The 15,716-nt window shown below is 33.6% G+C and carries 11 protein-coding genes; all 11 read right to left on the bottom strand.

Annotation, left to right across the window (positions count from 1 at the left end):
* Positions 1-184: 184 nt before the first annotated feature.
* Positions 185-1,318: an iron-containing alcohol dehydrogenase gene (locus K292_RS0114700; RefSeq protein ID WP_037373335.1), complete on the bottom strand. Its 1,134-nt coding sequence runs from the start codon at positions 1,316-1,318 to the stop codon at positions 185-187.
* A gap of 211 nt (positions 1,319-1,529) precedes the next feature.
* Positions 1,530-2,804: a phosphoribosylamine--glycine ligase gene (purD, locus tag K292_RS0114695; RefSeq protein WP_027400475.1), complete on the bottom strand. Its 1,275-nt coding sequence runs from the start codon at positions 2,802-2,804 to the stop codon at positions 1,530-1,532.
* Between the two features lie 53 nt (positions 2,805-2,857).
* Entirely contained in the window at positions 2,858-4,393 is a 1,536-nt protein-coding gene (gene purH / locus K292_RS0114690) for a bifunctional phosphoribosylaminoimidazolecarboxamide formyltransferase/IMP cyclohydrolase (RefSeq protein WP_027400474.1), read from the bottom strand.
* 6 nt (positions 4,394-4,399) lie between these two features.
* The gene (locus K292_RS0114685; RefSeq protein ID WP_027400473.1) at positions 4,400-5,809 is read right to left on the bottom strand and encodes an amidophosphoribosyltransferase; all 1,410 of its coding nucleotides are present in this window, start codon (positions 5,807-5,809) and stop codon (positions 4,400-4,402) included.
* On the bottom strand, positions 5,809-6,417 hold the full coding sequence (purN, locus tag K292_RS0114680; RefSeq protein ID WP_027400472.1) for a phosphoribosylglycinamide formyltransferase: 609 nt from the start codon (positions 6,415-6,417) through the stop codon (positions 5,809-5,811). The genes K292_RS0114685 and purN overlap by 1 nt, the downstream gene beginning before the upstream one ends.
* A complete protein-coding gene (purM, locus tag K292_RS0114675) occupies positions 6,411-7,442 on the bottom strand; it encodes a phosphoribosylformylglycinamidine cyclo-ligase (protein WP_037373334.1) in 1,032 nt (343 codons plus the stop codon). Before purM ends, purN begins: the two co-directional genes overlap by 7 nt.
* A 23-nt stretch (positions 7,443-7,465) precedes the next feature.
* A complete protein-coding gene (gene purC, locus K292_RS0114670; protein WP_027400470.1) occupies positions 7,466-8,170 on the bottom strand; it encodes a phosphoribosylaminoimidazolesuccinocarboxamide synthase in 705 nt (234 codons plus the stop codon).
* Between the two features lie 59 nt (positions 8,171-8,229).
* Positions 8,230-8,709, bottom strand: coding sequence for a 5-(carboxyamino)imidazole ribonucleotide mutase (purE, locus tag K292_RS0114665; RefSeq protein ID WP_027400469.1), 480 nt, complete (start codon positions 8,707-8,709; stop codon positions 8,230-8,232).
* 27 nt (positions 8,710-8,736) lie between these two features.
* Positions 8,737-12,507 carry a phosphoribosylformylglycinamidine synthase gene (locus tag K292_RS0114660; RefSeq protein ID WP_027400468.1) on the bottom strand — a complete coding sequence of 1,257 codons (3,771 nt, stop codon included), beginning with the start codon at positions 12,505-12,507 and terminating at the stop codon, positions 8,737-8,739.
* A gap of 287 nt (positions 12,508-12,794) precedes the next feature.
* Positions 12,795-13,865 (bottom strand): lytic transglycosylase domain-containing protein, encoded by a 1,071-nt coding sequence (locus tag K292_RS18115; RefSeq protein WP_051280833.1) that lies wholly within the window; start codon positions 13,863-13,865, stop codon positions 12,795-12,797.
* A gap of 209 nt (positions 13,866-14,074) precedes the next feature.
* A complete protein-coding gene (locus K292_RS0114650) occupies positions 14,075-15,436 on the bottom strand; it encodes a putrescine aminotransferase (RefSeq protein WP_027400467.1) in 1,362 nt (453 codons plus the stop codon).
* Between the last annotated feature and the right edge of the window lie 280 nt (positions 15,437-15,716).

Genomic DNA, 15,716 nt, shown 5'->3' with positions numbered 1-15,716 from the left:
CTCTTTAATTTTCATTTAAATAACGTTTTTATATTTTTTATCTTTACTTTTTATTATATGATTAGTACCCAATAAATTTAAAATTTATTGGGTACTAAAATCTAATTATTTATATTAAGTTTATATCCAATAGGAGTAATTGCCACCATTTATGATTAATTTTTAATTTCTTAACAATTTAATTTTAAAATGCTGCTTTATATATCTCTTTAACAGCTTCTACAGATGGATTTATTGGATTTGTTAAAGAACACGGATCTTCAAGAGCATTTTTGCTCATTCTGTCTAACACTTCATTAAATTTATCTTCTGTAATCTCAACTTCTGTGATTTCGCTAAATCTTTCAGGAATACCTAAACTCTTATTTAGTTCTTTTAAAGTTTTTACTAAGTCTTCTATCCCAAGCTGTTTTTCAATTTCTTTATATTTATCTGTACCTTCTTTATTATACTCCACTATATATGGTAATAATATAGCATTAGCCAATCCATGGGTTACTCCAAATTCTCCACCGATTTTATGAGCTAAACTATGCACAATACCTAAAGATGCATTTGTAAATGCCATTCCTGCAAGTGCAGAAGCATTGTGCATATCAGCCCTTGCTTTCATATTACTTCCGTCGGCATAAGCAACTGGAAGTTGGTTATATACTAGTTTAATTGCTTCCATAGCCAGTGGATCCGTAAAAGAAGTTGCATTAGTAGATACGTATGCTTCTATTGCATGAGTCATAACATCCATACCTGTATTGGCAGTAATATGCGGAAGCATTTTTGCTGGTAATGCAGCATCCAGTAATGCAATATCTGGTGTTATTTCATATGAAACTAATGGATATTTAATATGATTATTTGTATCTGTTATTACAGAAAATGCCGTGATTTCTGAAGCTGTACCACTAGTAGAAGGAATTGCAATGAACTTAGCCTTTGTTCTTAATTTAGGGAATTTACCGGCAATCAAATCTTCAAATTTTGTCTCTGGGTATTCATAATATACCCACATTATTTTTGCCGCATCAATGGCAGACCCACCGCCTATGGAAATAACCCAATCAGGGTTAAACTTTTCCATTTCCTTCCCGCCTCTAATTACTGTCTCAACAGAGGGATTAGGTTCAACACCATCGACAATAGATACTTCCATACCTGCTTTTTCTAAATATTGTTTTGCTTTATCTAAAAAGCCAAATTTTTTCATTGAGCTGCCACCAGTTACCAACGTTGCTTTTTTTCCTTCTAAAGTCGATAGATACTCAAGTGCATCTGTCCCGAATACAATATCTTTTGGAACTCTAAACCATTGTAATTTCATAAGAATCTCCTCCTTAGTTTTATATTTTTTTCACTATTCATTATTGTCGAAAAATTCCATCATGTACAATGTATATTATATACAAAACAAAGTCAAGTATCCTCAAAAATAAATTTTTAGAAAATTCATAAAAATTATTTTTTCGAAATTTGCACTGCTAAAATTTATATTAAAAAATGGGATGACAAAGGCATCCCATTTTTAATCATGCTTATTCCAAAGAATGTATAATTCCAATATCTTTTCTGAATTGAACTCCTTCAAAATTAATCTTTTTTACATTATCATATGCTTTTTTCTTTGCTTCCTCATGGGTTTCTCCAATTGCAGTCACACCTAAAACTCTTCCTCCTGAAGTTAGGATTTCATTATTACCTGCTTGTCCGAATTTAGTTCCTGCATGAAAAACTATAACATCTTCATCTACTTCATTTAGTCCTGTAATAACCTTGCCTTTTTCATAACTGCCGGGATAACCTCCCGAAGCAAGAACAACACATACCGCTTTTTTACTGCTCCAATTTATTGGCTGTTCTTTTAAAGTTCCGTTAATGACAGATTCGAAAATGTCTACAAGATCTGTTTCCAAACGGGATAAAACTGACTGAGTTTCCGGATCACCAAACCTGTTATTAAATTCTATAACCTTTGGTCCATCTTCTCCAATCATAAGCCCAATAAATAAAACTCCCTTAAATTTTAAACCATCCTCTTGAAAACCCTTTAATGTTGGTTGTAAGATTCTTTCTTTAATCTGCTTTTTAAGTTCATCTGTAAAAATCAGACTTGGTGAATATGTGCCCATTCCACCTGTATTAGGTCCTTTGTCACCGTCAAATATTCTCTTATAATCTTGCGCCGACTCCATAGGAACAATAGAGTTTTCATCCACAAAGCATAACATAGAGGCTTCTATTCCTGTAAGGAATTCTTCTACCACAACTTTATCTCCTGCAGAGCCAAAAACTCTATCGCCCATCATTTCTTCAATAGCTTTTTCTGCCTGAACTGCATCTTCTGCAATTACTACACCTTTCCCTGCTGCCAGACCATCTGCTTTAATTACCATAGGATATCCAAATACCCCGATGGCATCTTTGAGTTTTTCTTTATCTGTAAATTCAAGATATCCTGCTGTTGGAATTTTATGCTTAGCTAAAAAACTCTTAGTAAATGATTTACTTCCTTCTAGCTGAGCACATTCTGCATTTGGACCAAATGCTTTTAACCCTTCTGCTTCTAAAGCATCTACAATCCCCATGGAAAGAGGTACTTCAGGTCCTATTACTGTCATGTCAATTTCTTTTTCTTTAGCAAACTTGCAAATGCTTTCTATGTCTTCAGCTTTAATATCAATGCACTCTGCAACATCTACAATTCCCGCATTGCCAGGAGCACAATAAAGCTTGTCTACTCTTTTACTTTGAGCAAGTTTCCATGCAATGGCATGTTCTCTGCCGCCACCACCTACAATTAGTATTTTCATGTAACCACCTATTTTTCTAAATTATCAAAACGTCTCATAACCTACTGGAAATTTTAGTGTTTAAAATGTCTCATACCTGTAAATACCATGGCAATTCCAAGTTCATTTGCTTTCTTTATGGAATCTTCGTCCCTCATAGATCCTCCCGGCTGAATAATAGCAGATATTCCGGCTGCTGCCGCCGCTGTAACACAGTCATCAAATGGGAAAAAAGCATCCGAAGCTAATACAGCTGAGTTTGTATCATCTGTTGCTTGTTTAATGGCATTTTCCACTGCCCAAATTCTGTTTACCTGACCAGGTCCTACTCCAATGGTTTTTCCATCTTTTGCAATAACAATTCCATTCGATTTAATATGCTTTACAACCTTCATTGCAAATTTCATATCTTCCATTTCTTTTTCTGTAGGCTTTCTGTCAGTTACAACTTTAAGCTCTGCTTCATTATATAGTTCGCTGTCTATTTCCTGAACTAAAATACCACCACTTACTTTTTTAATGTCAATATCATTTTTTGGCAATTTTGAATTTATATTTTCTAATTTTAATAATCTAATATTCTTTTTCTGAGTTAATATCTTAATAGCTTCTTCTGAAAAATCAGGAGCAATAACTATTTCAATAAAGATTTTATTGATTTCCGCTGCTGTTTTTTCATCAATAGTTGTATTAGAGGCTATGATTCCTCCAAATATGGAAATAGGATCGGCTTTATAAGCTTTTATATAAGCTTCATATATATTATTTGCGGTACCTACTCCGCATGGATTTGCATGTTTTACTGCAACAATAGCTGGTTCATCAAACTCTCTTAATGTTTCTAAAGCGCCATTTGTATCATTTATATTGTTAAAAGAAAGTTCTTTTCCGTGTAATTGGACAGCTGTTGTAAGCGCTCCTTCACATGGTTTAATACCTTTATAATAATAAGCTTTTTGATGAGGATTTTCCCCATATCTTAAATCTTGAGCTTTTTCAAAAGTTAATGTAAGATTATCAGGTAATTCTCCATTTATTTGTTTTCTTAAATAATCCGATATCATTGCATCATAAGCTGCTGTATGCTGAAATACCTTTAATGCTAATCTATATTTTGTATCATATGATACTGCTTTTTTTTCCTTCATCTCAGTAATTACACTTGCATAATCTTTGGGATCACAAATAACAATTACATCTTTATGATTCTTTGCTGCTGAACGAAGCATAGTAGGACCACCAATATCAATATTTTCAATAGCATCTTCAAGAGTTACATCAGGCTTTAAAATAGTTTCTTTAAAAGGATATAGATTTATTGCTACAATATCGATAGTTTCAATATTTAAATCTTCTAATTGCTTCATATGATCAGGCTTATCACGCATAGCTAAAATACCTCCGTGTACTGCCGGATGTAATGTTTTAACTCTGCCGTCTAAACATTCAGGAAAACCTGTAACATCAGAAATCCCAACAACATCAATGCCATTATCGCTAAGCTTTGTATGTGTACCTCCTGTTGAGATAATCTGAACACCTAAGTTTTCTAACTCTTTGGCGAATTCTACAATTCCCGTTTTATCTGATACACTGATTAACGCTCTCATATTATCTTATTCCTTTCCATTCCAACAATAAGTGCACATCTTACATTTTTCAAGTCCCACTGATTTTAGAGTATCTTCCAATTCATGATATCTCAGGCTGGTAAAGTTTAACTGCTTCCTTATTTCCTCTACCATTTTTGCATGCTTTTCACTCTTACTGTCCACATATTCATCTAAAATTTCCGGTGTAACGTCCCCGCCTTCTAGCTTTTTAATTACTCTTCTTGTAATCAAATCCATCTCACTGACTGATCTTGAAAAATTCAAATATTTACATCCATACATAATAGGAGGGCATGCTGATCTTACATGTATTTCTTTAGCATCATTTTCATATAAATATTTTACTGTTTCAGATAATTGTGTACCTCTAACAATAGAATCATCTATTAAAACAAATTTTTTATTATCTATAATTTCAAATACAGGAACTAACTTCATTCTTGCAATTAACTCTCTTGCTTTTTGATTTTGCGGCATAAAACTTCTTGGCCAAGTTGGAGTGTATTTTATTAAAGGTCTTGCATATGGTATGCCTGATTTATTTGCATATCCCAGAGCATGTGCAGTACCACTGTCAGGTACACCTGCCACATAATCCACATCAATGCCTTCATCGCCTTTTGCAATACTTGCCCCGCTTCTGTATCTCATTTGTTCAACATTCAGTCCTTCATAGCAAGATGTGGTATACCCGAAATAAGTCCATAAGAATGTACATATTCTCATTTCCTTTTGTGGTTCACTTACTGTTTCAACGCCATCAGGTGTAATAAATACAATTTCTGCTGGTCCAAGTTCTTTTTCTTTTTTATATCCTAGATTTATAAATGCAAAAGATTCCGATGCTGCACAATAGCTGCCTTTTTTCTTTCCAATAATCATAGGTGTTCTGCCAAATTTATCTCTTGCCGCATATAATCCTTCAGAAGTCATAAGCAAAATAGTAATTGAACCTTCTATTTTTTCTTGTGCATAGCGTATTCCTTCAACAATATTACTTCCTGTAGAAATTAAAGCTGCAACCAGTTCTGTATTATTTACTCCTCCACCGCTCATTGACATAAATTGATTACATCCGCTGCAAAGTAATTCTTTTACCAATTGTTCTTTGTTATTAATTCTTCCAACTGTACCAATGGAATAATCACCTTGTCCGCTGAATACTGTCAAAGGCTGCGGTTCTCCATCACTGATACTTCCAATACCCTTGGTGCCTGCCATAACGTTTATTTCTTTTTCAAATTTTGTTCTAAAAGGTGAGTTTTCTATATTGTGAATGGCTCTATCGAATCCATTTTCACCATATACAGACATGCCTCCTCTTTTTGTTCCTAAATGAGAATGATAATCAGTTCCAAAAAACAAATCCATTACGCAATCAGTTTTTGAAACTACTCCAAATAATCCACCCATTATTTTCCTCCTTCATATGTCAACATGGACTCAACTACTTTTTTTATTCCTTCACATAAAATTTTATGTTCTGTAATCAGTACTCTGGCAGCCAATTTTTCAACTGTATCTCCCTCTAAAACAGGTACTGATTCTTGCAAAATAATCGGACCCGTATCTACACCTTCATCCACATAGTGGACAGTGGCTCCTGTTTCTTTAACTCCTGATTTTAATACTGCTTCATGAACATGTTTTCCATAAAAGCCAGGTCCACAAAAATTAGGAATTAATGAAGGATGTATATTTATTATTCTGCCTCTGTATGCTTCTATTAAATCAGCTTCCAAAATGCTCATATATCCTGCCAAAACAACAATATCTGTATCTGCATCACCCAATGCTTTAATAATGGCTTTTGTTCTTTCCTTCTGACTCGGATAGTTTTCTTTTCCTATAACAATACTGTCAATTTTATGCTTTTTCGCCCTTTCTAAAGAAAAGGCTTTTGAATTACTTGAAATAACCTTTACTATTTCAGCATCCTCTATTAGTCCACTTTCAATTCCGTCAATAATAGCTTGTAAATTAGTTCCCCCACCGGAAACCATTACTGTTATTTTTAACATAGACTAACACCTTCGCCTTGAACGATTTTTCCTATAATACTTGCTCTTTCACCTGCTTCAGAGAGTATTTCCATAACTTCTTCCGCCTTGCTCTCATCTACAACCATTATCATTCCTACTCCCATATTAAAAGTAGAAAACATTTCTTCTTTATCTATATTTCCACAAGTCTTAATATATTTAAATATAGGTAAAACATCCCAGCTTCCTACATTTATTTCTGTGCCCAATCCTTTAGGAATAATTCTTGGTATATTTTCAAAAAAACCACCACCTGTTATATGAATAATTCCATTGACGTTCACTTTTGAAAGAACTGAATTACAAGCTTTTGTATAAATCTTCGTAGGAGTAATTAAAGCTTCTCCTAAAGTCATGCCTAATTCCTCAACGTAATCTGAAACATTCATTTTTGCTTTCTCAAAAAATAGTTTTCTTACTAGAGAATATCCATTACTGTGAATACCACTTGAAGGAATACCTACAAGCACATTTCCTTCTTTTATATTTGAGCCATCAATAATCTTTGATTGATCCGCAACTCCAACACAAAAACCTGCCATATCATATTCGCCATCTGAATAAAAATCAGGCATTTCTGCGGTTTCTCCTCCAACAAGAGCACATTCCGCTTTAACGCAACCATCTGCAATTCCTTTTACTATATCTGCAATTTTTTCAGCTTTTACTTTTCCTGTAGCAATATAATCTAAGAAAAATAAAGGTTTTGCTCCTTGACACAAAACATCATTTACACACATAGCAACACAGTCCTGGCCTACTGTATCATGTTTATCTGTAAGAAATGCGATCTTTAATTTTGTTCCAACTCCATCTGTTCCTGAAACCAGCACAGGTTCAGTCATACCATTTAGATCAAGCTTAAATAGACTTCCAAAGCTGCCAAGTCCAGTTAAAACATTTGGATTAAAAGTCTTTTTAACATGTTCCTTCATTAACTTGACTGCTTTTTCACCTTCTTTTGTATCAACACCTGCATCTTTGTATGTTAATTTTTCATTCATATTGATTCTGCATATCCTTTCTACTATTTTTTCATTCTTGAAAGTACTTCCTGATATGTTTCTTCCACATTTCCTAAATCTCTTCTAAATCTATCTTTATCCATTTTTTCATTTGTCTTAACATCCCATAGTCTGCAAGTATCCGGTGAAATTTCATCTGCAAGAATTACTTCTCCGTCATAAACACCGAATTCAATTTTAAAGTCAATTAACTTTAAACCTTTTTCTAAAAAGAATTCTTTTAACGCTTCGTTTACGGCATAAGCATATTTTGTTACTGTAGCTAGTTGTTCCTCTGTTGCAAGTTCTAATGCTAAAATATGGTCATTATTAATTAATGGATCTCCAAGTTCATCCTTTTTATAGGAAAACTCTAGTGCTGCCTTTGCCAAAGGTGTTCCTTCTTCTACACCATATCTTTTGGAAAATGAACCTGCTGCAACATTTCTCACAATTACTTCTAAAGGTAAAATTTTAACTGCTTTAACAAGGGTTTCTCTTTCACTTAACTGTTCAATAAAATGAGTTGGGATTCCTTTTTCTCCTAACATTTGAAATATAATATTTGACATTATATTATTTACAATACCTTTATCTGCAATCTGGCCCTTTTTTTCTCCATTAAATGCTGTTGCATCATCTTTATAATCTACAATATATTTCTTAGGATCATCTGTAGCAAATACTTTTTTTGCTTTTCCTTCGTATAGTTGTTGTAATTTTTTCATTTTATTTTCTCCTTTTATATAAAAATTCTATTAATAAATTATTTTTTCCTTATGGTTGTTTATTTATTGAATTCCTCATCAAGTTTAATAATATCTTGCTCCATTTTCACTTTATAATCTTTCATTTTTTCTCTAAGTTCAGTATATTTAACTGATAAAATCTGTACTGCTAAAAGTGCTGCATTTTCTGCACCGTCAATTGCCACTGTAGCAACCGGAATTCCCTTAGGCATTTGTACTATTGATAAAAGTGAATCAAGTCCATCCATGGTAGATGATTTAATTGGAAGACCAATAACCGGAATCGGGGTAAATGCTGCCATTACACCGCCTAAATGCGCTGCTTTGCCTGCTGCTGCAATAATCAATTCTATTCCATTCTCATCTGCTTCTGTTGCAAATTTTTCTGCAACTCTTGGGGTTCTGTGCGCTGAAATAATTCTAGTTTCATATTCTACTCCAAATTCCTTTAGAATTTTTTCAGCTCTCTCCACCACAGGATAGTCTGACTTGCTACCCATTACTATAGCTATTTTCATTCTAATTTCCTCCTGTTTATTAACCTGTTATTTAAAATATTCTACACCTGATTTAAATATTTTTTGATCATAATTACCAGGCACGTTTTTATATAAATTTTCTCCTATACGCTCAGAATGTCCCATTTTACCAAGAATTCTTCCATCTGGTGAAGTTATTCCTTCTATAGCCATTGCAGAACCATTTGGATTAAATCTAATATCTAATGTAGGCTCTTTCTCTAAATCTACATATTGAGTTGCAATTTGACCATTCTTTTTTAGTTCATTTAAAACTGAATCATTTGCAATAAATCTTCCCTCACCATGTGAAACAGGAATAGTATGAACATCCCCAACTTGTACATTGGAAAGCCATGGAGATTTCACAGAAGCAATCCTAGTATTTACTAAACAAGATGCATGTCTTCCAATTCGATTGTATGTTAATGTAGGAGAATTTTCATCAGTCTCTATAATCTTCCCGTAAGGCACAAGACCCAATTTAATCAAAGCTTGGAATCCATTACAAATACCTAGCATTAATCCATCTCTATTTTCTAATAAATCCATAATAGCTTCTTTTATTAATTGATTTCTAAATACAGCAGTAATGAACTTTGCAGAACCATCAGGTTCATCACCACCGCTAAAGCCTCCGGGGATCATAACGATTTGACTTTGCTTAATATTTTCAGCCATTTTTTTAATAGAATCGTTTAAATCTGATGGAGTTAAATTAGTAAGAATTTGAATTTGGCTTATTGCCCCTACTTTATCAAATGCCCTTTTAGAGTCCATCTCACAATTTGTTCCCGGGAATGCAGGTATAAAAACTCTTGGTTTTGCAATTTTTATATTTGGTCTGTTTGTATTCCTGGTTTCAAATGAAACAGTTTCAATTTTCTCTGCTTTCTCAATAGGGCTTGTCTTTGTTGGGAATACACTTTCCAAAGGCTTTGTCCACTCTTTAATGATTTCGTCTATTTCAATTCCAAGTGATACTCCAACTTGTTTTCCCACTGCATCTACTACTTGAACTTCAATCTGCTGTCTTTCAATTGTTGTACCTATTTTCTTATATTCAATTCCTTGGAAAAGTTCTTCTAAATCTTCATTTTTTTCTATTTCCAATAATAGTGCACCGTAATTTTGCTCATGTAATTCTTTTTCCGTAACATAATCTAAAGATGCACCAATCTTATTTCCAACAGCCATTTTGACAAGTGAAACAACAATTCCTCCTTGCTCAATAGTATTTGCTGATAAGATTTTACCCCTATCAGTAAGTTCTATTATGCGTGCCATATTATTTCTGTATTGTTCAAAATCAATAACCTGTCTTTCATCCCATCTGTTATCTATAAGAACAATATTGCTTCCTGTTTTCTTAAATTCCGGTGAAATAACTTTACTTGCATCAACAGTTCCTACTGCAAAAGAAATTAGAGTAGGCGGAACTTTAATATCCATGAAAGTTCCTGACATACTGTCTTTTCCTCCTATAGAAGGAATCCCCAGTTCCAACTGTGCTTTTAAAGCCCCCAGCAATGCGGAAAAAGGTTTACCCCAGCTTTCTGCATCACTTAATCGTTCAAAATACTCTTGAAAACTTAATCTTGCTTTCCTGTAATCTCCACCCATAGCTACTATTTTTGTAGCTGAATCTATTACAGCATAAAGAGCCCCATGATATGGACTATACTTTGAAATATTAGGATCAAATCCATAGGTCATAAGTGTTGCTGTATCTGTATAACCATTTGTTATAGGTAGTTTTGCAGCCATTCCAACAGAAGGAGTTAATTGAGACTTACCTCCTAAAGGCATTAATACTGTACCTGCACCTATCGTACTGTCAAAACATTCAATTAGTCCTTTTTGGCTGCAGCAATTTAAGTTTTGTAAATGTACAGTAATTTTCTTTACACTGTTTTCATCAAATTTGTCAAATATATCTTTTTCTTCAATTACTATTTTAGTTTCTTGATTCACACCATTAGTATTCAAAAATTCACGGCTTAAGTCGAGAATTTTTTTATTTCTCCAATACATCCTAAATCTGCCAGTATTGGTTACTCTGGCAACTGCAACAGCTTCCAGATTTTCTTCATTTGCATATTCTATAAACTTTTTATAGTCTTTTTCTGATACAACAGCCGCCATTCTTTCTTGTGATTCTGAAATAGCAAGTTCTGTACCGTCAAGCCCTTCATACTTCTTTAAAACCAGATCTAAATTTACATCTAAACTATCTGCTAATTCTCCAATGGCAACGGACACACCTCCAGCACCAAAATCATTACATCTTTTTATTAATGTTGTAACTTCTTCTCTTCTGTATAGTCTCTGGATATTTCTTTCAACAGGTGGATTTCCCTTTTGTACTTCTGCACCGCAGTTTAGTATAGATTCCTCAGTATGCTCTTTCGATGATCCTGTAGCACCGCCACATCCGTCTCGTCCTGTTCTTCCTCCTACTAATATTATATAATCACCTTCAGCGGGTTTTTCTCTTTTTACATTTTTAGCTGGTGCGGCACCTATTACAGCTCCAACTTCCATTCTTTTTGCAATATACCCTTCATCATAAATCTCTGAAACTTGTCCTGTAGCAAGACCAATCTGATTTCCATATGAACTGTAACCCTTTGCTGCACCCGTTGTAATTTTCCTTTGAGGCAGCTTTCCTGCTAATGTTTCTTCTAGGTTCGCTCTTGGGTCTCCGCTTCCTGTAACTCTCATTGCCTGATAAACGTATACTCTTCCTGAAAGAGGATCTCTTATAGCTCCGCCAAGACAAGTGGCAGCCCCACCAAATGGCTCAATTTCTGTAGGATGATTATGAGTTTCGTTTTTAAACATGACAAGCCAGTCTTCTTCTTTACCATCAACCACTGCCTTAACTTTTATACTGCAAGCATTAATTTCATCTGATTCATCTAAATCAGGAATTTGTCCTTTTTTCTTTAAATACTTAGCTCCAATAACAGCAAGATCCATTAAACTCATATTCTTTTCTTTATTGCCATAAACTTCTTTTCTGATATTCAAATAGTCATTGTATGCTTCTTTTATTAAATCTGCATAAGGACCTTCTTCAAAATACACATCTTTTATGTTTGTAAGAAAGGTTGTATGTCTGCAGTGATCAGACCAATAAGTATCTATTACTTTTAATTCTGTAATCGTAGCATCTCTGTTCTCATCCTTCTTAAAATAATCTCTTACAAATTTAATATCTTCTGAGCTCATAGCAAAACCTTGAGACTGTCTATACTGCTCAAGTTCTTTATCTGTCATATTAATAAAACCATCTACAACTTTTACATCTTCAGGTATTACCATATCCATCTCTAATTTCTCAGGCTTTTCTATGGTTGCCTCACAAGAATCCACAGGATTGATACAATAATTTTTGATAGCATTAAAATCATTTTCTGATATATTTCCGCTTACTACTATAACTTTAGCAAATTTAACTAATGCCTCTGAGTTTACATTCATTAAACGGATACATTGCTCTGCGGAATCCGCTCTCTGATCATATTGTCCAGGCAAATACGTAGCAGCAAAGAATTTATCTTCTTTATTAATTTCTATGTTTTCAATATAAAGAAAATCTATAGCCGGCTCCGAGAAGATTGTATGTTTTGCATTTTCATACGTATCATCATCAATACCTTCAATATCATATCGGTTAATTATCCTTAGAGAATTTAATTCTTTTAAATGTAAGTTCTCTTTTATATCTTTATATAAGTTTTGCGCTTCAATATCAAAACCTTGTTTTTTTTCTACATAAATACGTTTTACCATCTTTACCTCCATTTTTCGGATATTAATACGTAAAATTCATTTAATAGTTCGTGTTTTTATGTGTTTTTTCTTTTTACATTAACTATATTAGCATATAATTATAAAAAGTACAAATAAAATACGAATTATTTATATAAAAACGTTTTTCTTATAATAATATTTATTTCCAATTATATAAATGTTTACTATATAATTTAAAAATTCTTTTAATAAAAATGTAAAATTTAATCAAAAAAACCGAAGTTAATTAACTTCGGTTTTTTGATTTCTATATGCTAAAAAAATTATTAATTTCCCGTTCCATATCCTGATGATTGTAAGAAGTTTTCAAGATTCCCTTTTGCGCCTAATACACGATTTGCGTATGCTCTTGAATAAGATCCCCTGTTTACAGTTGCTGCACCCTGATTATAGGCTGATAAAGCAAGTGGAACATTACCATTATAATTTGCAATTGAATTGCTAAGATACATTGCCCCAAAATCTATATTCGTTTTAGCATCTAACAATTGCCATTTGGATAGTCCATATGAAGCCCCTGTTGACGGCATTATTTGCATAAGACCCAAAGCTCCATGTTTTGATTGTGCTGTAGGTGAAAATGTGCTTTCTTTTTGAGCTACTGCCATCAAAACTTTTTCGTCAATATTATAGACATCAGCTGCCCTCTGGAATAAAAACACTAATTCCTGAGCATATTCTGTCGAGTGATTCTTATTGTAACTTTTAATATATTTTACAAGACCTTTATTATAATTCGACTCAGCCTGATTCCAATAAGTGCTGGCAGCAACTCCATCTTTTGTACTTATACATAGACCATAATATGAATCAAAGTAAGAATCCCAGTTAAAGATTTTACTTTTAGTCAATGCCCTTACCGGTAAAAAGATTCTTTTTCCTTTCGTCAATATAGGGAGCCCCCCTAAGTCCAGCTCCTCAACTGACAGCTCTAACTCTGCCATAATGTCATCTTCAAGCTCAGGTTCTTCATAAGCAAGTACTTTTATATCATTTGCTACTTGAGTTTGAATATCCTTATTGTCGTTTTTTAACCATCTTTCACTAATATTTTTTTGTGTCGGATTAGTTTTCAATAGTTTTAATGTGCGGCTTTCCCAGTCCATTTGTGCTTCAAATCCACAGATTTTACCCATATCCTCTGTTAGCGGTAAGTAAACTGCAGAATTATAAGTGATAAATGAATACTGTAATTCGTAATTTATAATCTTTTCTCCATTAATATTAATATTTTTAATAAAAAAATCTCCTTGAACATTTTCTTCTGCATATATAGAAATTGATGAGAAAAGTAGGATCGTCAATGAAAGCCACACAGATAAAAGCTTCTTGGCCATATCTATTTTCCCTCTCTTTCTTTTTGTCTTTAAATATAGACTATATTAGTATACCACATTTTTCTTGTTTGTATACCCCCTGTTCCTATATTGTATCCCCTGCATACTTCCTCGATTATAATTGAAAAAACACAAAAAACCCCGTCAATGACGGGGTCCTTCGCGATATTATTACTATTTTTAATTTAAAATTGGTTTATTTTATTCAATTATAGTTTGAATTCTTTCTTTGCGTCTGCAATTGATTCATCAAGGCACTTAACTACCTTATCAATTGATTCATAAGTTAATACTGCAGGTGGCTCAATTCTTACTGTCTTCGCATTTACAAGAGTACCAGCTACCATTACGTGTCTATCGAATAGACCCTTAGTTACTGCATATCCAACTTCTGCTTCTGGGAATTCCATACAAATAAGAAGACCAGCACCTCTGTATTCCTTAAGAACTGTAGGGTACTTTTTCTTTAATTCTTCTAGTTTACCCATGATGTAGTCACCCTTTTCTTTTGCCATTCCTGGGATGTCATTTTCAAGCATGTAAGCAATTGTTGAAATTGCAGCAGAGCATGCAAGAGGGTTTCCACCGAATGTAGGTGATCCAAGAATCCATGGATTTTCAATTAGCTTGTCTACCCACATGCAAGGTCTAGCAATGATACCAGTGATAGGCATGATACCACCACCAAATGCTTTACCGTAAGTCATGATATCTGGAGTAATGTCTTCAACTTCGCATCTGAACATTGTACCAGTTCTACCCATACCAGTTTGGATTTCGTCACAAATCATTGCTACGCCATACTTGTCACAGATAGCTCTTACAGCCTTTAAGTATCCAGCTGGAGGGATGATTACACCTGCTTCACCCTGGATAGGTTCGATAATAACTCCGGCAACCTTTTCACCTACTGTTTGTAAATTCTTGATTGCAGTTTCCATAGCGTCAGCATTACCATATTCAACGTGTTGTACCTGCTGAATCATTGGAGTGTAGTCTTCTCTGTAAGCACCTTTACCACCCATTGAGATAGCACCCATTGATTTACCGTGGAATGCACCAGTAGTTGAAATGTACCATCTTCCGCCAGTAGCTAATCTAGCTAACTTAAGAGCCATTTCTACAGCTTCAGCACCACCGTTTGTAAAGAAACAATACTGTAAATCTCCTGGAGTAATCATTGCAGTTAATTTTGCAAGATATCCTCTTAGTGGATCAAGTAATTCCTGTGAGTGAAGAGCATATTTATCTAACTGTGCTTTTACAGTTTTTAAAATTGCAGGATTTCTGTGTCCAGCAGTAAAGATACCAAATCCACCTAAGCAGTCAATGAATTGTGTACCATAAAGGTCTTCAAAATGGTCAAGAGAATCTGTCCATTCTACGAACGCAGCATCAGTTGATACAGACTTTCTGTACTCTAACCAACCTGGGTTTACATTCTCATTAAAATTAGCAATAGAATCTTTAACAATTGTATCCTTTTGTTCTTTTGTTAAAGCTTCGCTTTCAATATAGCCTACTACTCTTTTTGCCTCTTTTAAAGCTAATTCTTTGTTACATACAGTCATGGTATGTACCTCCTCATTTTTTTCACTTTTTTTCTCCCCTTTTTGGGGAAGCTAACGTTTATACTTTTTTATTATGTTCAAATTTCATGCCAACATTACTAATAAAACTAAATTTTTTTAAAAAAATCTGTGTAATATTCTGAATTCGTATGCAATTCCTATCATTCACTCTCTTAATATTTATTATATTTTTTAATTAATTTGACTAGATCAACAAATTTCTACATGTATCAAAATTAAAAAAAAGTATTAAAATTAATACTTTTTCTCACATTTGACA

It is taken from the genome of Anaerovorax odorimutans DSM 5092 (genome assembly GCF_000426305.1).
GTDB lineage: Bacteria > Bacillota > Clostridia > Peptostreptococcales > Anaerovoracaceae > Anaerovorax > Anaerovorax odorimutans.
Note: the sequence above shows the minus strand (reverse complement) of the source record. Positions and strands in the feature narration are given on the sequence as shown.

Excerpts from the sequence above, each read along its gene's own strand:
- K292_RS0114700 (WP_037373335.1), bottom strand. The coding sequence starts at position 1,318 with ATGAAATTACAATGGTTTAGAGTTCCAAAAGATATTGTATTCGGGACA.
- purD (WP_027400475.1), bottom strand. The coding sequence starts at position 2,804 with ATGAAAATACTAATTGTAGGTGGTGGCGGCAGAGAACATGCCATTGCA.
- purH (WP_027400474.1), bottom strand. The coding sequence starts at position 4,393 with ATGAGAGCGTTAATCAGTGTATCAGATAAAACGGGAATTGTAGAATTC.
- K292_RS0114685 (WP_027400473.1), bottom strand. The coding sequence starts at position 5,809 with ATGGGTGGATTATTTGGAGTAGTTTCAAAAACTGATTGCGTAATGGAT.
- purN (WP_027400472.1), bottom strand. The coding sequence starts at position 6,417 with ATGTTAAAAATAACAGTAATGGTTTCCGGTGGGGGAACTAATTTACAA.
- purM (WP_037373334.1), bottom strand. The coding sequence starts at position 7,442 with ATGAATGAAAAATTAACATACAAAGATGCAGGTGTTGATACAAAAGAA.
- purC (WP_027400470.1), bottom strand. The coding sequence starts at position 8,170 with ATGAAAAAATTACAACAACTATACGAAGGAAAAGCAAAAAAAGTATTT.
- purE (WP_027400469.1), bottom strand. The coding sequence starts at position 8,709 with ATGAAAATAGCTATAGTAATGGGTAGCAAGTCAGACTATCCTGTGGTG.
- K292_RS0114660 (WP_027400468.1), bottom strand. The coding sequence starts at position 12,507 with ATGGTAAAACGTATTTATGTAGAAAAAAAACAAGGTTTTGATATTGAA.
- K292_RS18115 (WP_051280833.1), bottom strand. The coding sequence starts at position 13,865 with ATGGCCAAGAAGCTTTTATCTGTGTGGCTTTCATTGACGATCCTACTT.
- K292_RS0114650 (WP_027400467.1), bottom strand. The coding sequence starts at position 15,436 with ATGACTGTATGTAACAAAGAATTAGCTTTAAAAGAGGCAAAAAGAGTA.